This is a genomic window from Kribbella sp. NPDC104218 (assembly GCF_055584105.1).
On the sequence record NZ_JBVJMQ010000001.1, the window covers coordinates 1,674,464 to 1,699,688 of the forward strand.

26 protein-coding genes are annotated in these 25,225 nt (G+C 69.9%); 7 read left to right on the forward strand and 19 right to left on the reverse strand.

Annotated features, from left to right (window positions below; genetic code table 11):
* Positions 1-114: 114 nt before the first annotated feature.
* The 9 genes from ACZ6ZD_RS08025 to ACZ6ZD_RS08065 are packed head-to-tail and all read right to left on the reverse strand — an operon-like array spanning position 115 to position 9,784.
* Positions 115-489 carry a DUF4913 domain-containing protein gene (locus ACZ6ZD_RS08025; protein ID WP_465669574.1) on the reverse strand — a complete coding sequence of 125 codons (375 nt, stop codon included), beginning with the start codon at positions 487-489 and terminating at the stop codon, positions 115-117.
* Complete coding sequence (locus ACZ6ZD_RS08030; protein ID WP_465669576.1) at positions 479-2,320, reverse strand: type IV secretory system conjugative DNA transfer family protein; 1,842 nt, start codon at positions 2,318-2,320, stop codon at positions 479-481. Before ACZ6ZD_RS08030 ends, ACZ6ZD_RS08025 begins: the two co-directional genes overlap by 11 nt.
* Positions 2,313-3,920 (reverse strand): ATP/GTP-binding protein, encoded by a 1,608-nt coding sequence (locus ACZ6ZD_RS08035; protein WP_465669578.1) that lies wholly within the window; start codon positions 3,918-3,920, stop codon positions 2,313-2,315. The genes ACZ6ZD_RS08030 and ACZ6ZD_RS08035 overlap by 8 nt, the downstream gene beginning before the upstream one ends.
* A gap of 16 nt (positions 3,921-3,936) precedes the next feature.
* Positions 3,937-5,445: an SCO6880 family protein gene (locus tag ACZ6ZD_RS08040; protein ID WP_465669580.1), complete on the reverse strand. Its 1,509-nt coding sequence runs from the start codon at positions 5,443-5,445 to the stop codon at positions 3,937-3,939.
* Positions 5,432-7,096: a hypothetical protein gene (locus tag ACZ6ZD_RS08045; protein ID WP_465669582.1), complete on the reverse strand. Its 1,665-nt coding sequence runs from the start codon at positions 7,094-7,096 to the stop codon at positions 5,432-5,434. Before ACZ6ZD_RS08045 ends, ACZ6ZD_RS08040 begins: the two co-directional genes overlap by 14 nt.
* 1 nt (position 7,097) lies before the next feature.
* The gene (locus tag ACZ6ZD_RS08050; RefSeq protein ID WP_465669584.1) at positions 7,098-8,003 is read right to left on the reverse strand and encodes a hypothetical protein; all 906 of its coding nucleotides are present in this window, start codon (positions 8,001-8,003) and stop codon (positions 7,098-7,100) included.
* The gene (locus tag ACZ6ZD_RS08055) at positions 8,003-8,842 is read right to left on the reverse strand and encodes a DUF8175 domain-containg protein (protein ID WP_465669586.1); all 840 of its coding nucleotides are present in this window, start codon (positions 8,840-8,842) and stop codon (positions 8,003-8,005) included. The genes ACZ6ZD_RS08050 and ACZ6ZD_RS08055 overlap by 1 nt, the downstream gene beginning before the upstream one ends.
* A 24-nt stretch (positions 8,843-8,866) precedes the next feature.
* Entirely contained in the window at positions 8,867-9,151 is a 285-nt protein-coding gene (locus ACZ6ZD_RS08060) for a conjugal transfer protein TrbC (protein WP_465669588.1), read from the reverse strand.
* A 15-nt stretch (positions 9,152-9,166) separates the two neighbouring features.
* The gene (locus tag ACZ6ZD_RS08065) at positions 9,167-9,784 is read right to left on the reverse strand and encodes a DUF6668 family protein (RefSeq protein ID WP_465669590.1); all 618 of its coding nucleotides are present in this window, start codon (positions 9,782-9,784) and stop codon (positions 9,167-9,169) included.
* Positions 9,785-10,036: 252 nt separating this feature from the next.
* Here ACZ6ZD_RS08065 and ACZ6ZD_RS08070 point away from each other — a divergent pair, with 252 nt between their 5' ends.
* Positions 10,037-11,431, forward strand: coding sequence for a hypothetical protein (locus tag ACZ6ZD_RS08070; RefSeq protein ID WP_465669592.1), 1,395 nt, complete (start codon positions 10,037-10,039; stop codon positions 11,429-11,431).
* Between the two features lie 1,766 nt (positions 11,432-13,197).
* Here ACZ6ZD_RS08070 and rplI read toward each other — a convergent pair.
* The 5 genes from rplI to ACZ6ZD_RS08095 form a co-directional block, all read right to left on the reverse strand.
* A complete protein-coding gene (gene rplI, locus ACZ6ZD_RS08075) occupies positions 13,198-13,644 on the reverse strand; it encodes a 50S ribosomal protein L9 (protein WP_465669594.1) in 447 nt (148 codons plus the stop codon).
* A gap of 15 nt (positions 13,645-13,659) precedes the next feature.
* A complete protein-coding gene (gene rpsR, locus ACZ6ZD_RS08080) occupies positions 13,660-13,893 on the reverse strand; it encodes a 30S ribosomal protein S18 (RefSeq protein WP_012924539.1) in 234 nt (77 codons plus the stop codon).
* Between the two features lie 81 nt (positions 13,894-13,974).
* Positions 13,975-14,577 carry a single-stranded DNA-binding protein gene (locus ACZ6ZD_RS08085; RefSeq protein WP_465669596.1) on the reverse strand — a complete coding sequence of 201 codons (603 nt, stop codon included), beginning with the start codon at positions 14,575-14,577 and terminating at the stop codon, positions 13,975-13,977.
* A gap of 92 nt (positions 14,578-14,669) precedes the next feature.
* The gene (rpsF, locus tag ACZ6ZD_RS08090) at positions 14,670-14,960 is read right to left on the reverse strand and encodes a 30S ribosomal protein S6 (protein ID WP_171674219.1); all 291 of its coding nucleotides are present in this window, start codon (positions 14,958-14,960) and stop codon (positions 14,670-14,672) included.
* A 207-nt stretch (positions 14,961-15,167) separates the two neighbouring features.
* Entirely contained in the window at positions 15,168-15,830 is a 663-nt protein-coding gene (locus ACZ6ZD_RS08095) for a DUF4241 domain-containing protein (RefSeq protein WP_465669598.1), read from the reverse strand.
* A 59-nt stretch (positions 15,831-15,889) separates the two neighbouring features.
* On the opposite strand from ACZ6ZD_RS08095, the gene ACZ6ZD_RS08100 reads away from it, so the two are divergent.
* Positions 15,890-16,693 carry a deoxyribonuclease IV gene (locus ACZ6ZD_RS08100; RefSeq protein WP_465669600.1) on the forward strand — a complete coding sequence of 268 codons (804 nt, stop codon included), beginning with the start codon at positions 15,890-15,892 and terminating at the stop codon, positions 16,691-16,693.
* Here ACZ6ZD_RS08100 and ACZ6ZD_RS08105 read toward each other — a convergent pair.
* Complete coding sequence (locus tag ACZ6ZD_RS08105) at positions 16,679-17,149, reverse strand: hypothetical protein (RefSeq protein ID WP_465669602.1); 471 nt, start codon at positions 17,147-17,149, stop codon at positions 16,679-16,681. The genes ACZ6ZD_RS08100 and ACZ6ZD_RS08105 overlap by 15 nt on opposite strands.
* Positions 17,150-17,185: 36 nt before the next feature.
* On the opposite strand from ACZ6ZD_RS08105, the gene ACZ6ZD_RS08110 reads away from it, so the two are divergent.
* Positions 17,186-17,740: an NUDIX hydrolase gene (locus ACZ6ZD_RS08110; protein ID WP_465669604.1), complete on the forward strand. Its 555-nt coding sequence runs from the start codon at positions 17,186-17,188 to the stop codon at positions 17,738-17,740.
* Here ACZ6ZD_RS08110 and ACZ6ZD_RS08115 read toward each other — a convergent pair.
* Positions 17,737-18,270 carry a class I SAM-dependent DNA methyltransferase gene (locus tag ACZ6ZD_RS08115; RefSeq protein WP_465669606.1) on the reverse strand — a complete coding sequence of 178 codons (534 nt, stop codon included), beginning with the start codon at positions 18,268-18,270 and terminating at the stop codon, positions 17,737-17,739. The two genes, ACZ6ZD_RS08110 and ACZ6ZD_RS08115, sit on opposite strands and share 4 nt — an antisense overlap.
* On the reverse strand, positions 18,228-19,469 hold the full coding sequence (locus ACZ6ZD_RS08120) for an MFS transporter (protein ID WP_465669608.1): 1,242 nt from the start codon (positions 19,467-19,469) through the stop codon (positions 18,228-18,230). Before ACZ6ZD_RS08120 ends, ACZ6ZD_RS08115 begins: the two co-directional genes overlap by 43 nt.
* A 98-nt stretch (positions 19,470-19,567) precedes the next feature.
* Between ACZ6ZD_RS08120 and ACZ6ZD_RS08125 the strand changes: the two genes are divergently transcribed.
* Positions 19,568-20,716, forward strand: a complete 1,149-nt coding sequence (locus ACZ6ZD_RS08125; RefSeq protein WP_465669610.1) for an alkaline phosphatase PhoX — start codon at positions 19,568-19,570, stop codon at positions 20,714-20,716.
* On the opposite strand, the gene ACZ6ZD_RS08130 is transcribed toward ACZ6ZD_RS08125, so the two are convergent.
* Both ACZ6ZD_RS08130 and ACZ6ZD_RS08135 read right to left on the reverse strand, forming a co-directional pair.
* The gene (locus ACZ6ZD_RS08130; protein WP_465669612.1) at positions 20,713-21,429 is read right to left on the reverse strand and encodes an SDR family NAD(P)-dependent oxidoreductase; all 717 of its coding nucleotides are present in this window, start codon (positions 21,427-21,429) and stop codon (positions 20,713-20,715) included. The genes ACZ6ZD_RS08125 and ACZ6ZD_RS08130 overlap by 4 nt on opposite strands.
* Positions 21,426-21,992, reverse strand: coding sequence for a TetR/AcrR family transcriptional regulator (locus ACZ6ZD_RS08135; protein ID WP_465669614.1), 567 nt, complete (start codon positions 21,990-21,992; stop codon positions 21,426-21,428). Before ACZ6ZD_RS08135 ends, ACZ6ZD_RS08130 begins: the two co-directional genes overlap by 4 nt.
* 118 nt (positions 21,993-22,110) lie before the next feature.
* Here ACZ6ZD_RS08135 and ACZ6ZD_RS08140 point away from each other — a divergent pair, with 118 nt between their 5' ends.
* From ACZ6ZD_RS08140 to ACZ6ZD_RS08150, 3 genes are read left to right on the forward strand one after another with little or no spacing between them, the layout of a single operon-like run.
* Entirely contained in the window at positions 22,111-23,028 is a 918-nt protein-coding gene (locus ACZ6ZD_RS08140; RefSeq protein WP_465669616.1) for an SDR family NAD(P)-dependent oxidoreductase, read from the forward strand.
* A gap of 55 nt (positions 23,029-23,083) precedes the next feature.
* Entirely contained in the window at positions 23,084-24,214 is a 1,131-nt protein-coding gene (locus tag ACZ6ZD_RS08145) for a lipid II:glycine glycyltransferase FemX (protein ID WP_465669618.1), read from the forward strand.
* Between the two features lie 4 nt (positions 24,215-24,218).
* Positions 24,219-25,220: an alanine racemase gene (locus tag ACZ6ZD_RS08150; protein WP_465669620.1), complete on the forward strand. Its 1,002-nt coding sequence runs from the start codon at positions 24,219-24,221 to the stop codon at positions 25,218-25,220.
* Positions 25,221-25,225: the final 5 nt, after the last annotated feature.

Sequence of the window (25,225 nt, forward strand, 5' to 3'; positions counted from 1 at the left end):
CAGGACCGGGCAGCACGGCACAGGCGGGGCGGGCGGGGAAACGGACGGAGCGGGCCGACGCGGGCGGGCGGCATGGCCGGGGCCGGGCCGGCTCGAGCGAGCCGACCCGAGCGGCTAGATGCCGCGGACGTTGGGTTGGCGTTGGTCGAAGAAGAGGCCGGCGGGGGGCTCTTCGACGGGGAGTGGCGGGATCGGGTAGTCGGTGTGTTGGCCTCGGCAGGCGGCGAAAGGGCCGTCCGGGTCGAGGAGGGCCATCATGTGCGGGTCGGCGTGGTCGCGCCACCAGACGGACATGCCGGTGGCCGGATCCAGGCGGAGGTGCTCCCAGGCGCGCCAGATCGAGTCCAGGCGGCTGAGCGCCTCGGCGTGCCGGAACCACTCCGGACACCAGACGTACTGCTGGCCGATCCGCCGCGTGTAGAGGTAGACCAACCGGTCCTCGACGAAGGCCGCGACATGCGGATAGAAGAGCTCCTGTTCACCATCCACGACGCTGCTCCTCGGTCTGCTCCCACACCGGCGTCCCGGTCGGGATCGGCGGCGGCCCGGACTGCTGGCCGCCGGTCAGCCACGGGTTGCCCCCGGTCGCGCCCGGCGGCAGGCTCGCCCCGGGATCGTACTTGCGCAGCGACGCCTTGACGGCGCCGGCGTCCGCGCGGGTGAACCACGGCACGGTCTTGATCATCGTCGCCGGGATCCCGGACGGGAACACCACGGCCCGGCCCGGCGGCATCGCGGCCAGGTCGGAGATCTCCAGGATGTTCTGCCGCTGGGTCTGCCGGCTGGTCCCGCGCTCACCCTTGTTGTACGAGACCGAGCTGGAAATGATGTCGTAGTCGCCGATCAGCTTGCTCAGCCGCTCGAGGAAGTTCGCGTCCGACGCGCCACCGCCGTACACGCGGATGTTGGCGGCCGACCAGAGCTTCTCCATCCCATGCTCACCCCAGCACTCCTGGCCCTGGGCCCAGGACTGCAGGATCGTCATCAGCACGATGCCGCGGGAGCCGAAGTGGCTGTAGAGATCCGGCAGGTTCTTCCAGCGGCAGACGTTCGCCGCCTCGTCGAGGACGCCGACGAGCGGGTTCGGCATCCGGCCCATCGGGCAGCCGCGCGCGTACTGCTCGGCCGCCTCGACGACGGCCACCGTCAACGCGGTGACCAGCGGACCCGCCGTCCCCGCGCCCTCCTTGGACAGGCTGTAGAGCGTGCCGCCCTGGCGGATGAACTCGTGCGGGTTGAACTGCGGACGGGTGTCGTTCGGCCCCTGCGGGATGACCCAGCGGGTCACCTTGCGGTTCACCAGGAACTGCGCGCTCTGCTGCGCCGTACCGTAGATGCCGGCCCGCTGCTTGTCCGGAGCGTTGATGACGCCGGACAGCGCGTCGGCCGACAACTGCAGGCCCGGAGTGTTGCGCAGGATTCGCTCGGGCTCGTCGTTGCGCTGGTCGGCGAGCCAGGTGTAGACCTGCGTGATCGGCCGCTTGGCGACCGCAGCGGCGAGCAGCAGCCCGGCCAGCAGGTCGAGACCGGCGGCGTCGAAGAACGCGTCGGTCTGGGCATTGAGGTCACGCTGGGAGGCGACGAAGTGCTCGGCCATCTCGCGGGCCTTGGTCTCGTCGGTTATGTAGGTCAGCGGGTTCCACCACCAGTTCGGCGGCTCTTCGCAGACCTCCTGCGGGTCGAAGACCCAGACCGGCCCCTTGTCCAGCCGCGGGCCGCGGGTGGCGTCGACGATGTCGCGCTTGTTCGACGTGGCGACGACGGAGCCCGGCGCGTCCAGGATCGCGGGGACGGCGCGGGACGTCGTTTTACCGGTCCGCGGACCCCAGATGTCGACGTGCATGTCCTCCCAGGACCCGAAGACCTCGAGGTTGTCCCGGACGGTCCGCCCGATCAGGATGCCCGGGCCGGCGTGCCCGGCGCCGAGCCGGTCGGCGATGCCCTGGGCGCCTTCGCGGGTGAGCTTGTAGATCTCGGAGCGCTTCGACATCAGGAAGGCCTGCTTGTCGACGCGGCCGACCGTCTCCTGCCGGCGGCGCAGGAACAGCCACACCCCGCCCGCGATCAGGATCAGCAGCACGAACTCCAGGATCAGGACGCCGGTCGCCGCGCCGGACCAGCGCAACCGGCCCTGGATCAGCTGGGACAGCGCACCGACCGGGTTCCCCGGGACGGCGCGGGTGCCGTCGATCGCCGCGGCGGCCTTGAGCGCACCCCAGATCCCGCCGACGACGATCGCGAACAGACCGCAACCGATGAAGATCAGGACGGTCTCGACGGACAGCCCGCCGGGACCGGTCGACCGCTTGCCGTCAGCCATTGGTCGCCTCCCGCTGGACCCGGGTCATCGGGTCCGGCGGCGGGAGCATCGCGGGGTCGTCGAAGCTGTACTGCTCGACGACCTCCTCGGTGCCGTCCGCGGCGACCTCGACCTTGAGCGGCCGGCCGTCGTCGCCCGTCCGCCAGAGTTTGTTGGTGTCGTTGATCTCGCGCTCGACCGAGGTCAGCCCGACGTGCACCGGGATGCCGGGCCGGCCGCCGACCTTGACCAGGAAGTTACCGCGCCCGGGCGGCGCCGCCTCCTCGCCGGTGGCCGGATCCCACGCGGGCGGGTCCTGCCAGCCGATCAGCATGTTCTGCTCTTCCTCGGACATCGGCACGACCTCGGTCAGGTTGTCCATCTCGGCCCGTGGCAGACCGCCGCAGATCACCATCCCGGACCGCTCGACGAACCCCTTGGCCTTCATCCGGTCCTCGGGGTGCTCGAGCGCGAGTAGGTCGGACATCGTGTGCGAGATCATCGCCATCCCGACACCGCGCTGCCGGTTCAACCGGGTCAGCGCGTCGACCCGGTCGACCAGGCCGCGCCCGGCCCGCAGTACCCGCCAGAGCTCGTCGAGGATGACGAAGTAGTGCCGCCGCGGCTCCAGCCCGGCGTCCGCGAGGGCCTGCGAGACCGCGACCGCGCCGAACCCGTACGACCAGCAGGCGAGCAGGACGGCGGCCTGCAGGTTGGTCTCGGAGTCGTCGATGTTGGAGACGTCGAAGACGACCGGCCGGTCCATCTTCATCGGGTTGTCGGTCTGCTCGGAGAAGATCTCACCGAGCCGCCCGCCACCGACCAGACCGATCAGCGAGGCCTCCAGGCCTTCGGTGATCTGCCGGTACCGGTCCAGGCTGCCGCGGTCCAGGGCCACGTTGCGGACCCGGTCCGGTGCGTCCTGGACGACCTTGAGCAGATCGCGCAGCACCGGCGTACCGGTGTGCCGCTCGTCCAGGACCTTCAGCGCCTCGTCGATGATCGTCTCTTCCCGATCGGTCGGCGGCGCCGACCGCATGATCGAGATCAGCGCCGACACCATCGTCTGCCGGCGCCCGTGCGCATCGGCCTGGATCGCCTCCCGCGCCTTCCCGGTCAGCCGCAGCGCGGCCTCCCGCGACTCCCCCGGATCCAGGATGTTCAGATGCCCGCGCCCGCGCCCGAGCTGAATGACCTGCCCGCCCAGCGCCTCGATCAGATCCTTGTAATCAGGCTTGAGATCCCCCAGCACCAACGGCTGAATCCCATACCCGGCCAGCCCCAATGCCATCCGCCGGGTGATCGTGGATTTGCCCAGGCCGGGTTTGCCGAGGACGAACATGGAGGGGTTGGAGATGAGTTTGGCGCGCATGAACCAGCTGATCGGGTCGCAGCACATGGTGGCGCCGGAGAGGATGTTGCGGCCGATGGGTACGCCGACCATGGGGCTGCCGGTGCCGGCGGCGAACGGCCAGAGGCCACAGACCTGGACTGTGGTGCCGCGCCACTCGGCCGGGGCCTGGAGGTAGGTCGAGTAGCCGCCGCCGGCGCCTGGCCAGCCGCGGGGCATGGGACGGCGGCCGCGCTGGACCGGTGGCTTCTTCGCCTTCTTCTCGCTCACTGCGACTCCCCAGCTGTCATAGCGCTTCCCGCAGGCCGGCCGGGACGGACAGGTGGCTCTGCAGGACGACGCCGAGCGGCAGCCCGGCGACGAACGCCGAGTCCTGCGAGCCGTACGCCGGACGCAGCAGCACCCGGGCCGTCGCACCGAGGTTGTCGATGGCGGCGATCATGTCCGGGATCTGCTCGGCGGTCATGACGGTGCCGGTGACGATCATGCCGAAGTTCACCAGGCCGGCGCCGCGGGCTTCCTCCTGCGCGGTGCGGTCGGCCGCGCGGGCCTCGGCCATGGTGCGCGCCGAGGGCCGGTTGGTCGTCGTCGCGCGGAAGGACGCGTTGCGCTTGTCGGCCTCGACCATCCGGGCGGCGGTGGCCGCGTCGAGCGGGCGGTAGAGCAGCGTGACGCGCTTGCGGTCGATATCCATGTGCGGCGCGACCAGCTGCGACAGGACCGACGAGAACACCTCGCCGCGCGGCGCCTGCGACATCTGCCAGGTCACGGACCAGGCGGAGTCGTGGCGGTACTTGTCCCAGAACGCCTGCGCGCCGGCCGGGCCGACGTCTGTCCACTGCAGCTCGGGCGCCATGCCCTGGCCGCGGGCCTCGTCGATCAGGACGGCGGCCGCCGGGTCGTAGGCGATCCGGACGGCCTCGCACAGCTCCTGCGCGGCGACCGGACGGGCCGCACCCGCGCCGGTCGCGTTCAGGCTCTGGGTGAGCGCGGGCAGCCGGGACGCGAGCTCACGGCCCATGTCCTCTTCCTTGCGCCGCTTGCCGTTGCGGTCGGTGCCCTTGAAGGTCAGGGCGACCCGGGCCGACACGAGCGCCGAGCCCTCCGGGTAGCTCTGGACGACCTCGGCGAGCATCGCCTGCGCGATCGCGGGCGAGCCGGCCTGGATGTTGTGGTTGACCTCGCGCCGCAGCCGGATGCCGGTGTCGGGCGCGCTCTCCACGGTCACCGAGGCGGCGACGATCCCCGGCTCGTGGCCGAGCGAGGCGAGCCACTGACCCCAGTGCGCGACCCAGACGTCGATCTGCTCCTCGTCGACCAGCGACGCGCCGTCCGGCTCGGCGTTGATCACGACGGTGAAGTGCCGCGTGCTCGGGTAGAAGAGCAGCGCGAACGGACGCCCGTACGAGTCCTGGAACTCGCTCAGCTGGGAGGCGGCGGCCAGGCCCGGGAGCTGGAACTTGCCCCAGGCCGTCCGGCCGAGCGGACCTGAACGGTAGATGTTGTGTTTGGCCATCTTTGCTCGTTGCCATCCAATGATCGTCGAGAGCCGTTGCAGCGCGGACTGGCCGTGCTTGTCCTTGGTCATCAGCATCAGCAGCACGAAGCCGACGGCCAGCAGGGTGATGACGGCGCCGAGGACGCCGCCCGCCATCATCGAGAAGATCGTCATCAGCAGGCCGCCCATCATGATGGCCGTGCCGAGAGAACCCAGGCCCGCGATACCCGCCGAGGCGGGCTGTCGCCAGTTGCCGTAGGTGCGCGGAGCGCTTCGTACGTTGTCAGCTGCTGCCACGGGGCCCATCCGGTTCTCGTCGATCGTTCCGCTGGTCGTCGCGATAACGCTGGTCGTCGCGGTACCGCTGCTCACGCTGGCGTTCGCGGTTGGCGTCGCGGGTCTCACCGCTGCTGCCCGACGGGCCGCCCTGGTCACCGCCGCCGCCACCGCCACCGCCGCCACCGGACTGGTCCTCGCTCAGGGCCTCGTTGGCGACGGCCTTGGAGGCCGCGTGGGCTGCCTTTCCGGCTGCGATCGCGATCGCGACCGGGGCGACCGCCGCTGCCGCCGGGCCGGCCGCAGCTGCAGCGCCACCACCGGCTGCCGCGCCGCCACCAGCGGCTGCACCGCCGCCGGCCGCGCCACCTGCAGCGCCACCCGCAGCACCGCCACCGGCCGCACCACCGCTGGCACCACCCGATGCGCCGCCGCTGGCACCAGTAGCGCCGCCACCGCCACCTCCGCCGCCGCCCCCGCCGCCTTGGCCTCCGCCACCGCCGCGTGAGCTCTGGGCCTGGTTCCGCGCTCGGCCGACGTTCCGGGCGCCGGACGGGCCGCCACCCTCGCCGTCGCCGCCCTCGCCCTCAGCAGCGCCCTGAACCTTCTCGGCGAGCTTGTCGGTCCCGGTCAGCTTGGCCGCGAGCATGCCCGCGCCGGCGCCACCTGCGGTCGCCGCAACCATCGGAACGATGAAGCGCATCAGCGCCGGCAGCGCGAACAGCGCGAGCACCAGCAGCGCCAGACCGGTGATCATGTTCAGGACGGCGGTCGCCGTGTCCTGCGGGTTGTTGCCGAAGTTCAACGGGTTCGGAGCGCCTTGGCCGTTGTTCCCCGTCAAGCGGATCGCGGTGGCGTAGACGATCGCGGCCACCGGTTTGTACAAGATGAAGGCGAAGATCCAGCCGAGGATCTTCTTGAACCAGTTCCGGCCCATCTCGGTGTTGGTCGCCGCCGCCGCGATCGGCAGGACGCCGACCAGCAGCACCAGCATCGCGCTCCGGACGACCATCAGCACGATCTGGATGACGCCCGCGATGATGGCCAGGATGCCGATCGTGATCGCCAGGCCGAGCCCGAGCCCGCCGGACGCCGCGGCCAGGCCGAACATCGCGGTCATCGTCGTCCCGAACGCCTTGCCGTTGCCCTGGCCGGGATCACAGGCCCAGTAGCCCTGGGCCGGGTTGTCGATCAGCGAGGTGGTGACGATACAGCGGGCGAACCGGTCGCCGAAGTCGATCAGCGCCTGCGCGACGCCGATGGTCAGCGCGGTCGCGGCGCCGAGCGTGATCAGCGAGCGGAGGATGTCCCGCGCGGACTCGCCGCGGTGGCTCCAGGCGAGCTGGATACAGGCGATGAAGATCCCGATCAGCGCGACGCCGAACGCGATGAAGTGCGTGTTGGTCTGCATCCACTCGACGGTCCCGCTGGCGGGTTTGCCGTTCGGGGTGTTCGGCAACCCGGCGCCCTGCCCGACCGCGATCGTCGGCACGTAGACCCAGAAGGTGCCGATGGTCCCCATCACGACCGTGACCGCCGAGGCGACGGCGTCCAGAATCGGCTCAAAAATCACGGTGATCAACCAATCGACAACAGTGCCGACGACGTTCTTGACCGCTTCCCAGACACATGCGAGCCAGTCGCCGCAGAGCGGGATCAGGAAGGGAGGCATATCAGGACGCCTTCGGTGAGACGAAACGCAGGATCGCCGGCAGCGCGACGACGGCAAGCAGCATCATCGTCACCCCCAGCACGATGTTGTACGCCTGCGGTGCTCCCTTGTCGGGTGTGACCCCTTCAGGCACCGCCGGGACGCGAATCATCATGATGGCGGCCGCGTAGATGAGCGCGGCCACCGGTTTGTAGATGATGAACGCGCCCAGCCAGGCCAGCGCGCGTTTGAACCACATCATCCCCATCTCGGTGTTGGTCGCCGCCGCGGTGATCGGGAAGACCGCCGTCAGCAGCACGAGCATCCCGTATCTGACGATCATCAACGCCAGTTGGATGATCCCGGTGATCACCATCAGGATGCCGACGAAGATCACCAGCCCGACGGTCAGCAAGGTCATGTCGTCCGTCAGCGGTTTGGTCATCCGGTTGGCCAGTTCGGTACCGAAATCGGTCTTGCCGCCGAGGGCCTTGGCGATGATCCATTCCGAGAAGTCGTCGGCGGCGCCGATCAGGTTCGACGCGACGAACAGCAGACCGGCGTTCACCAGCACCATCGTGATCAGCGAGCGCAGGATGTCGCGCAGCGGCTCACCGCGATGCGAGATCGCCATCTGGATCGCGCCGACCATCACCGCCACGACGGCGACCGCGACCATGATGTACTGCGTCCGCTCGTGCATCCACCAGACGGCGCCGTTCTTGGAGATGTCCGGGGTGTCGATCTTGACCCACAGGAACCCGACGCCGGTCATGATCGCGGTGACGGTCTGGATGACCACCTTGGCGATCGCGTCCAGCAGCATCTCGAAGACATCCGCGAGCGCGCCGCCGACGACCTTGGTGAGGAACTCGCGGACGCAGTCGTCCCAGTTCCACGGCGCGAGGTTGCACCCGAGGATCAGCATCAGGCCCCCTTGAACCGGACGTAGCCGGCCATCGAGCCGAGCAGGTCCGGCTCGGTGGTCCCGTTGAAGCTGCCGTCGGCCTGCAGCAGGCCCTTCCAGTCGCCACTGGTCCAGACCATGGTGACCGGGAGTGCGGCGACCCGGCGCTCGTCGAAGGCGACCGCGATCGAGACGATCGCGCGGTTCGGCTGGTAGTCGAGCACCTTGAAACCGACGAACTGCGCGGTCTTGACCTCGCTGAACGGCGTCGGGGTGGCCTTGTTCTGCGCGATCGCGACCGTGCGGCCCTTGCCCGGCGCGATCCGGTTGGCCAGGACGTCGGGGGTCAGGGCCGGGTTCTTGATCTGGGCCAGCAGGGTGAACGTCGCGAACACCGCTCCGGTCGGCGAGTGCGCGAAACACGACCGGACGCCGCGCGCGCTCATCTGCGCCGGGCCTGCCTCCTGCTGCATCGGGAACAGCATGTCGTCCTCGAACTGCCAGGTGACGCCGGCCGGCGCGATCCGCGGGATGCCGGGCGCCGGGCTGACGGTCTTACAACCGCCCTTACCGGAGACGGGCGGTGCGGTGGGCGTCGTCGTACCGACCGGATCGGTCGGCGTGGCGACCGGCTCGGTGGGCTCGTCGGAGGGCTGTTCGGTCGGAGTCTCGGTCACGACCGGCGTCGGCCGCGGGCCGCTGGTCGACGTCCCGGGATCGCGGACGAAGAACCACAGCGCCACGCAGATCACGATCGCGCCGACGACGATCGCGGCGGCCAGGAACCCGCGCTCCTGCCAGAGCCCGGTCGGTCCACCGCCGTCCGCGTCGTCGTCGGTACTCCTGCTGAACAGCCCCACCGTCGATCAGCCCCCGGCCGGCTGTCAGTTGCCCTGGAGGGCGCCGACCAGCAGCGTCGCGGACCCGATCACGATGCACGCCGCGAGAACCCAGCCGAGCCGGGCCGCGTGCTCGCCGCCTTCACCGCGACGCTGGCCGACGGCCATCATCGCGCCGGCGATCAGGATGCCGAGGACGCAGATGGCGAAGGCGATCCAGCGCACCCAGTCGATGACGAGATCGAGTTTCTCCGCTCCCGGGGGCCGCTGGCCACCGCCGCCGAGCGGAACCATGGACGGAATCTCCGAGATGAGCTGTGCCAACATCATGCGCGGAACTGCCTTTCAGTACGGGGCGGGATAATCCGCTGGGTTTGACGCGCGAAGAGCGTAGATGGATTCAAGAACTTCGAAAACCTCGTCGGGGGTGTTGTCGGGCGACGGAGCCTCCCCTCTGCGCCACTCCTCGATCCAGGGAATGTCCCAGACTCTGGGGACGCCGCCACCGACGATGTCGGCGAAGTCGTCGAGCACCCGGGGCAACCGTCCGGGGGCGTCCGCGATCAGCACCAGGCCGAGCACAGCCACTCCCTGGACGACGCCCGAGGCCCACTCGATCGCCGCGCGCTGCGCGGACCGCAGGCCGGAGCCGTGCGTCCGCGCGACCAGGATCACCGGGGTCGGTACCGGGGGCGGCGGAATCGGCCAGCGATGGTTGGCCGCCCGCGTACCGGGCAGCAACTGCGCCATCGTCGACTCGCCGGCTCCGCCGTGGACGCCGACCCACCACAAGGTGTCGGCGACCGGGATCGCGAACTTCGGCAGCCGCTGGTCCTCCGCGGGCGCCGGAACACCGTGTTGCGGGGCCACCGGGCCCCGGGGCGCCTGCTCCGCCTGCGATGAAGGCCCCGGCGGCGGACCCGGGGGCGGCGGTTGTTGCTTCGTCCACGGGTTCTGCGTCATGAGACCTCCTCTCGCGATGCGTCACTGGCTGTCGCCCACAGTATTCTCTCGCTTTCCGGGTGTACGTTCGTGACCCATCCACAGGCGAGGATGTTTCTACCCCCTTGTCGGGGTCAGTGGAGCCGCCGGGCTCACGGGGTTTCTGCCTGCCGGAACTGTCCTGGCATGCCTTCGGGTGCGGTGGACATGCTAGAACGAGTGCGTCGGCTCCGGATGAACGAGGGAGATTCGTGGCGGGAATGAGAGGTCATCGTGGCTGAGAAGATCCCGTCCTGGCCCAAAGTCAGCATCCACCTGTACGACGACCACAACGCCGAGGTCAAGATCGCCGGGCGCAGCCACCCGGTCAACCACCACGACCCGCGGCAGGCCGCGCTCCAGCTGGTCAGCGAGCAGGCCGCGCAGCTCGGCCGCCCGGTGAAGGCGACCGCGGTCGAGGCCGACGGGACGTCGTGGCCGCTCGTCATCCACCCGGACGGCGAGGTCGAGGCGATCGAGGTCGCCCGCAAGAAGAAGCCGATCTGGCCGATCGTGGTGGCGTTCTCGCTGGCCGGCGTCCTGATCGCGGGTACGACGATCTGGCTGACCGTACTGCGGCCCAAGGGCCCGCCGCCGCCACCGAAGGCGTCGCCGACGCTGCCCGCGCTGCCGCCGCCGAGTATCGCGCCCGACCAGTTCTCCGCGCGGCCGGTCCCACCGGGCTGGTCGCCGAAGGCGAGCTGGACGGTCGACATCGCCGCGAACTCCCAGCCGGCCGTGTCGCCGGACGGGTCCGAGGTCGCCGTCCTGACGCAGGACAAGAAGATCGCCGTGTTCGATACCGACGGCAAGGTCAAGTGGCAGGACAAGGTGCCCACCGGCGTCGACGCACCGGTCTACACGACGATCGACGGCAAGTCGGTACTCGCCGTCGCGAACGACGACACCTTGTACTACTGGGCCGGCAACGGCGCCGAGGCCGTCGAGGTCGCCCTGCCGAACTCGTCGACCGTCCAGTTCTTCGGGACGTCGCCGCTCGTCCTCCTCGCGAGCAACGCGGGCGCGAGCGTGGTCAGCGGGAGCGAGCTGAAGCCCGTGCCGAACCAGCCGCGGTTGTCGACGATGCTGCTCGCCGAAGGCCAGCGGACGTTGATGGCGCGCTACGAAGGGCCGGCGTACTGGAGCGAGCCGGGGCAGCCGCTGCAGACCTTCACCCCGAAGCCGCCCAAGGGCGTCAAGACGATCGAGCGGATCGTTGCCGCCAGCCCGGACCGCGTCCTGGTCTTCTGGAAGGCCGCTGGTCAGGACATGGTCGTCCCGACCGTCCACTCCAGCGCCGACGGCTCGGTCAAAGCGACCTGCGCGGCGTCCAACGTCAACGACACGCAGAACTGGCAGTGGCTGCCGGACGCCACCCGCAAGGTCGCCGCCTGGGGCGAGTGCCTGATCAACTTCACCACCGGCAAGACCTCCCTCTACCCCAACTTCCGCCCCCTCTCCATCACCGGCACCACCATCTACGGCTCCGTCAACAGCGCCCTCGTCACCGTCACCCCCGGCGGCAAAGCCCGCACCATCCCCGCCGACACCGCCCGCCCCTGGGGCATCGCCGGCCCCCACGCCATAGTCGTCCACGACGACGTCGTCTACGCCCTAGACAAACCATGACCCCCACCCCCCACACCCCCTCCCCGAGCCGCCGGCTCACCTCCGACGGACACACGCCGCACCCGAGCCGACCACTCACTTCCGGCGGACGCACGCCCTCCCGGCCAACCTTCTCCTCCCGCCGCTCCCTCGTCGCAGGCGCCGTCGTACTCGCCCTCACCCTCCTCCCCACCACAGCCGCAGCCACCGAAGACGACCCACGCCCCACCCGCTGGCCGCGCATCCAACCCCCCAACTCCGGCGGCAACGCCGCCGACCCCGCCCCCACCCGCTGGCCCCGCATCCAACCCCCCGGCGCCGCCGGCGACGAAGACCCCCCACCCCCCAAATGGCCCAAACCCCGCCAAGGCTGACCCCAGCCCCCGACCCAAGACGCGCACGCAAACGCACGACGCCGCGCCCGGGCACAGGACCAGATATGCAAGCCGCAAACCGTGAGCACCCGAACCGCGGCCCGCAAGCCGCAGGCGGCACCGGGTTCTGAAGCACCGGCTTCGGGCGGGTTGCCCGGGACGGAGACGCCGAGCGCGAGAGCACGAGATTCGTACGTCGTGGCGCGCGGGATGTGACGGCGCAGGGTGCAGACGGCACCGTGCACGGGACGCCGGGCTCACACGCGAGGCGTGGAACGCGAGAGACGAGGCGGGAGCGCCGAGCTCGGCACCGGAAACGCTAGACGCGTAAGGCACAGAGCGCGGGACCGGACGTCGCAGAGCGCTGCGAGTTTTGGTGTGCAAGCCGGGCGAGTGCCGCACGCAGGGCGCGGTGCGTGCAGCGCAAGATGTCGTGGAGCAAGGCGCGGGCGGCGCCGCGTGCAGGGCGCCGAGCTAAGGCGCGAGGCGTCGAGCGTCACGTACTAAGCCCGCTGAACGCGAGAACTCGTACGTCGCGGGGTGCGGGATCTGGTGGCGTGAGGTGCGGCGGCGCCGCATGCGGGGACGTCGGACTCAGGCTCGAGGCGTCGGGCGTCGGGCGTCGGGCGTCGGGCGTCGGGCGTCGGGCGCGAGACTCGTGCGTCGTGGGGTGCGGGATCTGGCGGCGTGAGGCGCGGCGGCGCATGCGGACGCCGGACTCAGGCGCGGGAGCGTGAAGGGCGAGGTGCGTCCGGCGAAGGACGCGGTTTGTGATGCGCAAGATACGTACGGCGCAGGGCGCGGGATGCGACGCCGTAGACGCGGGCGGCGCCGGATACGAGGACGCCGGATTCGGACGCGAGGCGTGAAGCGCGAGGTACGAGGCGTGGGGTACGGGAGCGCGAGGTGCGTACGGCGTGGGCGCGAGGTGCGCGGGGGTCGGCACGAAGAGCGCGAGGCGCGAGAGTGCGCGCGGGAACGCGAACCGTGGGAAGGCGGGGCGGGAACACGAGGTGCGTACGGCCTGGGCGCGAGGTGCGCGGGGTTGGCGCGGAGAGCGCGAGGCGCGGGATCGGAGAGCGCGGGCGGAGCCGGGTGCGGGGACGCCGGATTCGGGCGCGAGGCGCGCACGGCGCGGGGCACCGGGGGCGAAGGGTGAGGCGCGACGCTGGGCGCGGGAGTGCGGCAGTGCGGACACAGAACGCGGGGTAAGGCGGGGAGCGCGAGGTGCTTGCGGGTGCGGGACGCCGGGTGCGGACGCGAGATGCGAGATGCGAAGCGTGTGGGGCGCGAAGGTGGGAGGCGTGCGGAGCGTGAGTTGGGCGAGTGCATCGCGGAGTGCGGGGGTGGGGTGGGTGCACGAAGGCCCACGGTCCCCGGGGGGAGCGTGGGCCTTGTGAAGGGCGGCTGCGGTTAGCCGGCGGCTACCTCTAGGCGGACCGTGGCGGCCACGTCGGGGTGCAGCTGGACCGAGACCTGGTGCTTGCCGGTGGTCTTGATGGGCGACGCGATGGCGATCGCGCGCTTCTCGACCAGCGGGCCGCCGGCGGCCTTGATGGCGCCGGCGATGTCGGCCGGGGTCACCGAACCGAACAGGCGGCCGGTCTCGCCGGCCTTGACGCCCAGCGTGACAGAGAGCTGCTCGAGCTGGTTCTTGACCTCGCTCGCGTGCTCCTTGCCCTGGATCGCCCGGGCGTCACGCGCCCGCTTGATCGACTGGATCTGCTTCTCGGCGCCCCGCGTCCAGCCGATGGCCAGACCGCGCGGAACCAGGTAGTTACGGCCGTAGCCGTCCTTGACCTCGACGATGTCGCCGGGGTTGCCGAGGCCCTCGACCTCTTGCGCCAGGATGAGCTTCATGTGTCAGGACCTCCCTCAGCGAGCGGTGCTCGTGTAGGGCAGCAGTGCCACCTCACGAGCGTTCTTGATAGCGGTGGCCACGTCGCGCTGGTGCTGCACGCAGTTCCCGGTCACCCGGCGGGCGCGGATCTTGCCGCGGTCCGAGATGAACTTGCGCAGCAGCGCGGTGTCCTTGTAGTCGACGTACGTCGCCTTGTCCTTGCAGAAGCCGCAGACCTTCTTCTTCGGCTTCCGAATGATCTTGGCCATTGTGGTGCTCTCTTCCTACTTCCAGAGCCCGGCACGGATGCCGGAATGGTCTGTCCTACTGGTCTCGACCCGGGGACCGGATCAGAACGGAGGCTCCTCCATCGAGCCGCCGCCCTGGTTGGCCCAAGGGTCGTTCTGCGGGGCAGCCTGACCGCCGCCGCCACCGCCTTGCTGGGGGGTCGCCCAGGGGTCGTTCTGCTGGCCGCCGCCACCTTGGTTGCCGCCGCCGAAGCCGCCGCCGCCCTGGTTACCGCCGCCGTAGCCACCACCCTGGTTGCCACCGCCACCACCGAACCCGCCGCCGCCACCGCCGCCTTCGCGGGACGTCTTGGAGATCTTCAGCGTCGCGTACCGCATGCTGGCGCCGATCTCCTCGACATCGCACTCGAACACGGTGCGCTTGTTACCGTCGCGGTCGTCGTAGCTGCGGGCCTTCAGACGACCGTGTACGACGACACGGGATCCTCGGGTCAGCGACTCCGCGACGTTCTCGGCGACCTGGCGCCAGACAGCGCACGAGATGAAGAGCGTCTCGCCGTCTTTCCACTCGTTGCTCTGCCGGTCCAGGTTCCGCGGGGTACAGGCGATCGTGAAGTTCGCCACCGCGGCGCCGGACGGCGTGAAACGCAGCTCCGGGTCACCTGTCAGGTTTCCGATCAGAGTGATGGGTGGTTCACCGGCCATGACAACTCCTCCTGTTTTCGGGTGTGACTGTGTCCACAGCTATTGGTAGCGGCAGGCGCCGACAGTACCGACAGCTGCTGACGACCCCAGGCTCAGTGCTGGTCCGGCCGAATGACCTTGGTGCGGAGGATCGACTCGTTCAGCGTGAGCTGACGGTCGAGCTCCTTCACCACCGCGGGCGTCGCGGTCAGGTCGATGACGGCGTAGATGCCTTCGGCCTTCTTCTTGACGTCGTACGCAAGCTTGCGGCGGCCCCAGATGTCGAGCTTCTCGACGGTGCCACCTTCCTTGCGGACGATGTTCAGGTACGTGTCGATGGACGGCTCGACCGTGCGCTCATCGAGCTCCGGGTCGAGGATCACCATGACTTCATAACGACGCATGCGCGAACTCCACCTCCTTCGGACTTTGGCGGCCACGGTCTTTCCGTGGCAGGAGGGCGATGCGATTGCACTTCGCACCGGCACTTGCCGCCGGTGCCAAGCAACGAGCCCGGTCGATGGACCGGGCCACACCAAGAGAATACCAGCGTTCGGACGCCGTCCTGACCATATCCACAGGCCTTCGCGAGCGCCGAAATTACCGGCTGTTCACTCGTCGTCACTCTCCGGACCGACCACCAGCAGGTCGATGTGGATCCCGAGCAGGCGCCCGTCGGCGTCCAGCGTCCGCACCACCGGATACGCTCCGTCACCCCAGCCCGAGTGCGCGAGGACGAGATTCTCACCCTCCGTGGCCAACGGGAGCACGATATTCGCGCACCCCTCGATCAGGTGCTCGGGCGAGTCCATCAGCGCGAACCAGCTGTCGTCGCGGCCGTTCTCGAACAGGTCCTCGTACCAGTCACCCTCCGGCATCAGCGTCCGGACGGCCTCGGCGTCCGCGAAGCCGACCGTGCCGGCGTCCACGGCGACCATCCAGAACTCGTCCTCGCCGAGCTCCTCGTCCGCGTTCGTCGCCGCCTCGACGGTCGCGACCTCGCCCTCGGCGAACCGCAGCGACAGGTACGCCTCCCGCAGGTGGCTGCCGTCCTGCGCGTCGGACACGTCCGCGACCGTCACGTACGCCGGATAGTCGCCGGCCGGGACGTCGACGACCGGGCCCTCGCCCAGCGTCACGAACGGGTCGCACGCCTCGAGCCGGCCGTTCGGCACCCGGAGGACGCCGAGCTCGTGCACGGTCAGGTTCCACGTCCGCCGGTCGACCTCGACGGGACCCGGACGGAGCGCGCGGAACAGGTTCGGGGTGATCACCCGACCAGCGTAGGCCCGGCCGGTCGAGAACTGTCGGAGGACAGTTCTAGGGTGGGGTCATGAGCTTGAAGCTGGGTGCACACGTCGACCAGGAAGACCCGCTGGCCGAGGCGGCCGATCGGGGCGCCGACCTGGTGCAGTTCTTCCTGGGCAATCCGCAGGACTACAAGGCCCCCAAGCTCGCGTACGCCGACGGCGAGGAGGCGCTCCGGGAGCGGTCGGCCGCGGCCGGCGTCGATCTGTACGTGCACGCGCCGTACCGGCTGAACGTCGCGAACACCAACAACCGGATCCGCATCCCGAGCCGCAAGCTGCTGCAGCAGACGCTCGACAAGTCCGCCGAGATCGGCGTCAAGGGCGTCATCGTGCACGGCGGGCACGTCGGCGACGAGGACGATCCCGAGGCCGGCTTCGACAACTGGCGCAAGTGCATCGAGCGGGCCGAGCTGCCCGTCCCGCTGCTGATCGAGAACACCGCCGGCGGCGAGAACGCGATGGCCCGGCAGCTGGAGCGGATCGAGCGGCTGTGGGAGGCGGTCCAGGCCTCCGGTAACGACCGCCTGGAGAACGTCGGCTTCTGCCTCGACACCTGCCACTTCCACGCGGCCGGCGAGGAGCTGGCGACCGTCGTCGAGAAGGTGCTGGCCATCACCGGCCGGATCGACCTGATTCACGCCAACGGCTCCCGCGACGAGTTCGGCTCCGGCGCCGACCGGCATGCCAACTTCGCCGACGGTCACATCGACCCGGCCGACATCGTCGCCGTGGTCAAGGCCGCCGGCGCTCCGGTCGTCGTCGAGACGCCGAATACCGACCACGGTCAGAAGACCGATATCGACTACCTGCGCTCACACCTCGGCTGAGCTGTCGCCATCCGGCTGCGGCGCGACCAGGTGGTACAGCCAGTAGCCGATGCCCCACGGCAGCAGCAGGCTGAGCGCTGTCGTGGAGCGCGGCGGGATCAGTACGGCGACCAGGATCGTCACGACCAGCAACAGCGTCGACACCTGGAACAGGTCGAACCGCCGCAGCACCCGGTCCTTCAACGTCACGCGCTCCAACGCACACAGCACGTACAACCCGGCCAGGCCGAGCAGCAGAACCGTCACCACCGCCAGCCCGAGCCAGCCGAGCACACCGGCCGCCCTTGGGTCCGCGAGCACCCGTGAGTACTGGAAAACCCCGACCAGCAGGCTCACGGCGGCGCATACCCAGTACAGGCTGTTCGTCGTCTGCTGCGCCCGCTCCGGGTCCGGCTTCGGCTCCACCACCTCGGAGTCGTCCGACTCCTCCGGTACTTCGGACTCTGACTGGGCCATGCCCGCGACGGTAGCGCACCAAAGGACAATGGGCTGATGCCGACCGATGCCGACTCCTCCTGGGCCGAGCAGTTCCCCGCCCTGTTCGCCCCCGCCGACTGGTCCTGGGCCGAGGTCGACGTCCGGTACTCCGTCGCGCGGCCGGACGACAGCCTCCTCAGCAACGTGCACGTGATCGCCCGCTCCCCCGGCGGAATCGTTGTCTGCGGCAACGACTTGGGCTGGCACTTCCTCCCCGGCGGCACCCGGGAGGCCGGGGAGACGATCGAGCAGCTCGTCCGCCGGGAGCTCGTCGAGGAGGCCGGCGCCCGGCTGACCGGGCCACTCACCTGGCTCGGCGCGCACCGGGCCGAGCACCGCCGGCCGGCGCCGTACAAGCCGCATCTGCCGTACCCGCTGTCCTACTGGGCCACAGTGATCGCGGACGTCGTCGTCGAGGGACCGCCGTCCAACCCGGACGACGGCGAGCAGGTGGTCGAGGTGCTGGCGCTACCGGTCGCCGAGGCCGCGGCCTACCTCGAGGCCAAGGACGACGGCGGTCACCACATGGGTAGCCAGGTCAGGCTGGCTCAGGCGATGGGCCTGCTCTAGCCGAGCGCGTGGACCGAGACGGCGTAGTCGCCGCCGGTGAACTCGGCGCGGTCCCAGGTGGCGAATCGCTCGACGAGGGTCAGACCGGCGGCGGCGCAGTGGGCGTCGTACAGGTCGACGGAGTAGCGGCGGTCGAGCGTGAAGCCGGCGATGAGGAGCTTTCCGACGTGGCGGGCGACCCCGGCCACCAATCGGTCCTGAGTACCGGGCGCGGTGAAGAGCGGGACGTTGCCGGCCATGACGACGACGTCGAAGCGGCGGCCGAGGTCGAGGTCGGCGAGGTCGGACCGGACCCAGGTGAGGTCGGGCGCCCGCTCGGCAGCCGCCGCGAGCATGGACTCGTCGAGATCGGCGCCGACGACGTCGATGCCGTGGCGCGCCAGCTCGATGCCGACGCGGCCGGTGCCGCAACCGGCGTCCAGGACCGAGGTCGGGGCGAAGGCACGGACGAACGTCGCCTCGCCGTGCACATCCATGCCGGACTCGGCTAGCGAGTCGAATCTGCGTTGGTAGTCAGCGCCGTTCCACACTCCTGAACCCTACTTGGCTCCGCCGAACGCCAAGGGAGGATGGCGGCGCTGAGGACACAGAAGATGCCGGCCGCCCACAGAGCCCCGCGGACGCCGAAAGCTACCGACAGCACGCCGCCGAGCGCGATGAAGGCCGGCTGGACACAGCGGGAGGTGATGGACCAAGCGGTGACGACGCGGGCCATGTGAGTGTCAGCAGTGGCCTGCATCCGGTAGGTGGCGAAGGACGGGTTGAAAGCGCCCGCCGCGACCAGAAGGCCGGTCTCGGCCAGGGTGAGCCAGATGAGACCAGCCAGGCCGGACGGCGCCAGCGGGAACAACAGCAGCCACGGCGCCCGCAGTACGCCGAAAATCAGCAGCATGCGGTGCAGACCCCAGACTCGGGTCAGCCAGGGAGCCAGACCAGCACCGAGGATGCCGCCCAGACACGAAACGCCGAGGAACAGCCCCCAGCTCCACGGAGCGAGCTTCAGATCGCGCAGCATCAAGACCGTCAACAGCGGCACAGTCATCATCACGGGACCGCCGAAGAGTGCGCTGTTCCAGAAGAGCGCGCGCAGCTGACGATGACCGAGGATGTAGCGCCAGCCGGCGGTCAGGTCGCGTTTGCCGAGCTGGACGGCGGGCTCCGGCTCCGGCTGCTTGATCCGCCGGATGCCCAGCGCAGACAGCAGGAACGACGCGGCGTCCACCGCCAGCGTCACGGTCGCCCCGACCAGGCTCACCAGCAAGCCACCGGCCGCCGGACCGATCGTCAGCATCAACCAGTTGGTCTGCTCGAAGCGGCTGTTCGCCGCGGCCCGCCCCTCCGGCGGGACCAGCGCCTTCAGATGTGCCCCACTCGCCCCCGCGAACGCGATCGTCGCGGCCGCCTGCAGTACGCCGACCACGCACAGCTGTGGATAACTCAGGACGCCGAACGCCGCCGCCACCGGCACGCTGCCCAGCGCGACGAACCGCACCAGGTCGGCGACGATCATCGCCGGCCGCTTGAGCCGGCGCTCGATCACGTCACCCAGCGGCAGCGCGAACAGCGCGCCGGCCAGCCCGGACGCCGCCGCGAGCATCGAGACCTGCAAGGTGCTGACGTCGAGCGCGAGCACTGCTACAAGTGGCAAGGCGCCCTGACCGACTGCCGACCCGAACGCGCTGACCGTGAACGCGACCCACAACCGACGGAAGTCCCGACCCAAAGACACCCGGCGATCGTAGGAGCGCCCACCGACAGAAATCCGGCGTTCACGTCCACTCGATTGACTGCCCGGATCACCCCCCATCGCCCCATGGAGGATTCGCTGTGGACCGTCGTACCTTTCTCCGCGCCGCCGTCGTCGGGACGTCGACCTCGGTCGCCTTCGGCTTCAGCGTCGTACCGGAGGCGCTGGCCTTCCCCGCGCAGACTGGCCCCAGCCCGTACGGCGCACTGCGGCCGGCCGACGCGAACGGCCTGCTGCTCCCGGCCAACTTCACCAGCCGCATCCTGGCCCGCTCGGGTCAGTCGGTGTCGGGCTACACCTGGCACGGTGCACCGGACGGCGGCGCCTGCTTCGCCGACGGCACCGGTTGGATCTACGTCTCCAACTCCGAGCTGAGCAGTGGAACCGGTGGTGCGAGCGCGCTGCGCTTCAACAGCAGCGGAACGATCACCAGCGCCTACCGGATCCTGTCCGGCACCACCCGCAACTGCTCCGGCGGCGCAACGCCGTGGGGCACCTGGCTGTCCGGTGAGGAGACCGACCTCGGCTACATCTGGGAGACCGACCCACGCGGCACGCAGGCCGCCGTACGCCGTCCCGCGCTCGGCCGCTTCTCGCACGAGGCCGCCGCGGTCGACCCGGACCGCCGGGTCATCTACCTGACCGAGGACGAAACGAGCGGCGGCTTCTACCGCTTCGTTCCGACCACCTGGGGCGACCTGTCCGCCGGCAGCCTGCAGGTGCTTCGTGAGTCCGGCGGCACGCTGTCGTGGGCGAACGTCCCGGACCCGGACGGCAGCCCGACGCGCACCCGCCGCCAGGTCTCCGGCATGAAGGTCTTCAACGGCGGCGAAGGTTGCTACTACCGCAACGGCACCTGCTTCTTCACCACCAAGGGCGACAACCGGGTCTGGGCGTACAACGCGGTCAACAACACGATCGCCATCGCGTACGACGACAACCTGACCTCGAACCCGCCCCTCACCGGCGTCGACAACATCACCGCCACCAGCGTCGGCGACCTGTACGTCGCCGAGGACGGCGGCAACATGGAGATCTGCATCATCACGCCGAACGACATCGTCGCCCCGTTCCTCCGGGTCAGCGGCCAGTCCGGCTCCGAGCTCTGCGGCGTCGCCTTCAACCCAGCCGGCAACCGCCTCTACTTCTCGTCGCAGCGCGGTACCAGCGGCTCGTCGAGCGGCGGCATCACCTACGAGGTGACCGGCCCGTTCCGCACCAGCCTCTAACGCAGGTTCAGTCCGCCGTCCAGTACGACGACCTCCCCGGTGACGTAGCCGTTGTGGACAAGCGCCGACACCAGGTCGGCCACGTCCACCGGCTGCGCTCCGCGGCGCATCGGGCTGGCGGTTTTCCACAGGTCCTGAGCGTCGGTCCACTCCGCCGTCATCGGCGTATCCACAAGCCCCGGCGCCACTGCGTTCACTCTGACCTCCGGCCCGAGCGCAGCGGCGAGCAGCTTGGTCACATGATTCAGTGCGGCCTTGCTGGCGGCGTACGCGACGGAGCTGCCTTTGGGGCGCACACCGGCGTGGCTGGTCACATTGACGATGCAGCCGGACGCCTCGCGCAGCGCCGGGAGCGCCGCCGTACACAGCAGCCACGGTGCGATCAGGTTGACGTCCAGCACCCGCCGCCAGTCGTCGGCGGACAGACCGGCCAAGTCAGCATGCGGCACCGGCCAGCTGATACCCGCGTTGTTCACCAGTACGTCAAGCCGCCCGTACTCAGCCAGCACGGCAGGCACCAGCCCACGCGCCGCATCGTCGTCCGCCAGGTCGGCCTGGTGATAGGACCCGCCCAGCTCGTCGGCCAGCGCCAGCCCCGCCTCCCGGCTCACTCGCGAGTGCACCGCCACCGTGAACCCGTCCTCCGCCAGCCGCCGAGCCACCCCAGCTCCAATGCCCGACACGGACCCCGTCACCAACGCGACTCGGCTCATGCGCGGTAGCGGAGGCCGTCCAGCAGGAGATCGATCAGGCGGTCTGCCTGGTCGCGGCGGTCGCCGGAGGCCAGGGCGACGCCACTGAGGCTGATCAGGACGTCGTTCGCCGAGATGTCCGAGCGCAGTTCGCCGGCCGCGACCCCTGCGTTCAGCAGCTTCTCGATCGCGCCGTCGAGGAGCTCGACACTGTGGTCGTACGGGTTCGCCCCCGCGGCGATGATGGCGCGCAGCGCGTCGGCCATGCCCATCTTGCGGTGCATGTAGTCGGCGAAGCGGTCCATCCAGGCGCGCAGGGCCTCGACGGGCGGGAGCTGGTCGAGGAGCTCAGGCGCGGCTTCGCAGACGGTGGCCAGCTCCTTGCGGTACGCCGCCTCGATCAGCGCCTCGCGGGTCGGGAAGTGCCGGTAGAGCGTGCCGATCCCGACACCGGCGTCCTTCGCGATGCCCTCGAGCGTCGCCTCCAGCCCGCTCTTGGTGAACGCCCGCGCGGCCGCGGCCAGGACCAGGTCGCGGTTGCGTTGCGCGTCCGCCCGCAGCGGGCGCGTCTTCGGCTCGGTCATCTCCCCCTCCTCACCACCGCAACCTAGCGGACTTGATATCCGGAGGCTCCTCCGCTTTACTGGATTTACCGGAGGCTCCTCCGGTTAAAGCATAGCTCGGAGAACAGGACACGACCTGATGAGCAGAATCACCACCCCCTTCGGCTACGACTCCACCGCCGCCGAGGTGATCGCCGGAGTCGACCTGACCGGTCGCCGCGCGGTCGTCACCGGCGGCGCCTCCGGGATCGGCGTCGAGACCGCCCGCGCGCTGGCCGGAGCCGGCGCCGAGGTCACCCTCGCCGTCCGCGACCAGGTCGCCGGTGAGCGCGTCGCAGCAGGAGTCATCGACTCGACCGGCAACAACAAGGTGTACGTCGCCCCGCTCGAGCTGGCCGACCAGGCGTCCGTCCGCGCGTTCGGCGCCAACTGGACCGGCCCGCTGCACATCCTGGTCAACAACGCGGGCGTGATGGCGTCACCGCTGAGCCGCACCCCGGAGGGCTGGGAGAACCAGTTCGCCACCAACCACCTCGGCCACTTCGGCCTCACCGTCGCGCTGCACGACGCGCTCGCGGCCGCGGGCGACGCGCGAGTCGTCTCGGTCAGCTCCAGCGCCCACCTGAACTCGGACGTGGTCTTCGACGACATCCACTTCGAACGTCGTCCGTACGACCCGTGGCTGTCCTACGGCCAGTCCAAGACCGCGAACATCCTCTTCGCGGTCGAGGCCGCCAAGCGGTGGGCCGCGGACGGGATCGTCGTCAACGCGCTGATGCCGGGCGGGATCCGGACCGCGCTGCAGCGGCACATCGCGGCCGAGACCATCCGGCAGTGGGAGGACGAGTTCCAGTGGAAGACGCCCGAGCAGGGCGCTGCGACCTCTGTCCTGCTGGCCGCCTCACCTCTCGTCCAGGGCGTCACGGGCAAGTACTTCGAGGACAACAACGAGGCGTTGCCCGCGGTCGACGGCGTGACCATGTCCGGCGTCGCGGCGTACGCGCTCGATCCGGAGTCGGCCACTCGGTTGTGGGATCTGTCCGAGCAGCTGGTTTGATCACGGGACCGGCTCAGCTGGGGTTACTCAGGCTGGGCCGGTACTCTGACCCCCCGTGAGTGACTTGAGTATCCGGACCATCTCCGCCGACGAGCACGCCGCCTTCATCGCGGCGCGACCGTCGGCGAGTTTCTTGCAGACGCCGGGCTGGGCCGCGGTCAAGAGCGAGTGGAAGGCGGAGTCACTCGGCTGGTTCGACCCGGCCAACCCGGCGGAGCTGCTGGGCGTCGGTCTGGTGCTCTACCGGCAGATGCCGAAGGTGAAGCGCTACCTGGCCTATCTGCCCGAGGGCCCGGTGATCGACTGGGACGCGATCGACCTCGGCAGCTACCTGCGCCCGCTGGCGGCGCACGCCGCGGAGCGTGGCGCGTTCGGCATCCGGATGGGTCCGCCGGTGCCGACCCGGCGCTGGACTGCGAAGACCATCAAGGACGCGATCGCCGGCGGGCAGCAGCCGCGGCTCGGCGACGTCCGCCCGGATGTGATCGAGCCATCGGGCGCCACCGTGGCGAACCAGCTGCGCAACCTGGGCTGGAAGGCGCCGCGCACCGGCGAGGGTTTCGCCGCCGGGCAGCCGCAGTACGTCTTCCAGGTCCCGCTGGCCGGCTTCGGCCCGGACGACCTGCAGAAGAACATGAACCAGCTGTGGCGGCGCAACATCAAGAAGTCCGCCAAGATGGGCGTCGAGGTCAGCCAGGGCGGCCCGGAGGACCTGAAGGCCTTCCACCAGCTGTACGTCGAGACCGCCGAGCGGGACCACTTCACGCCGCGGCCGCTGCCGTACTTCGAGAAGATGTACGCCGCGATGGCCAGCCAGCCGGCCGGCTGCTGTGACTTCCGGGTCTACAACGCCTACCACGAAGGCGATCTGGTCGCTTCGACGATCTGGATCCGGGTCGGCGGTCACTCCTGGTACTCCTACGGAGCCAGCTCGACCGCCAAGCGGGACGTGCGCGGATCGAACGCGATCCAGTGGCGCATGATGTCGGACGCACTCGCCGAGGGTGCGACCGTGTACGACCTACGGGGCATCACCGACACCTTGGACCCGAACGACCCGCATGTCGGGCTGATCCAGTTCAAGGTCGGCACCGGCGGCGAGGCCGTCGAGTACGTCGGTGAGTGGGATCTGCCGTTGAACAAGGCGCTCTACACCGCATTCGACCTCTACATGAGACGGCGTTGACACCATGCCCCTGACCCTGCACGTCGATTCCGATCGATGGCGCGACCACCTCCGTTCCACGTGGAACCCCGATATCGTCCCGGTCGCCAAAGGCAACGGCTACGGGTTCGGCAACCATCGGCTGATCGCCGAGTCGCGCGCGCTCGGCGCCCGCACGGTGGCCGTCGGCACGTACTTCGAGGTCCCGCCGGACCCGCGTGAGGACGTCGTCGTCCTGACGCCGTGGCGGCCGTTCCTGGAGATGTCGCAGAGCAAGAACGTGATCCACACCGTCAGCCGGCTGGCCGACCTGGTCTCGATCCCGGCCGGCAGCCGGGTGCTGATCGAGGTCCAGACGTCGATGCGCCGGCACGGGATCGGCGCCCGCGAGCTGCGCCACACCATGCTGCTGAACGCCCTGGACCGGATCCGCTTCGAGGGCTGGTCACTGCACTTCCCGATGGGCGCCGGCGGTACGTCGGCCAACGTCCGCGAGGCGGCCCAGCTCGCCAAGCAGGCGATCGACGTCCGCCGCGGTCCGCTCTGGGTCTCACATGTCCCGGCCCAGAAGCTCGGTGACATCGGTGAGAACGTGAAGCTCCGGATGGGTACGGCGCTCTGGCTCGGCGACCGCGGCGCGCTGACGGTCCGCGCGACCGTCCTCGACGTCCACTCGGTCCGGCGCGGCGAGCGCGTCGGCTACCGCCAGCGGCGGGTCAGCGGCGACGGCCACATCCTGGTCGTGTCCGGCGGGACGGCGCACGGCGTCGGTCTGGAGGCCCCCACGGCCGCGGCCACCGTTCGCCAGCGCGCGATCGCGATGGCGAAGGGCAGCCTGGACGCCGCGGGGATGGCGCTGTCGCCGTTCACGATCGACGCCAAGCAGCGTTGGTTCGCCGAGCCGCCGCACATGCAGGCCAGCATGCTCTTCCTGCCCTCCTCGGTGGCGCCGCCGGCCGTCGGCGACACGATCGGCGTCGACGTCCGCTTCACCACGACGTCGTTCGACCGCGTCTCGATGGACTGATTGCT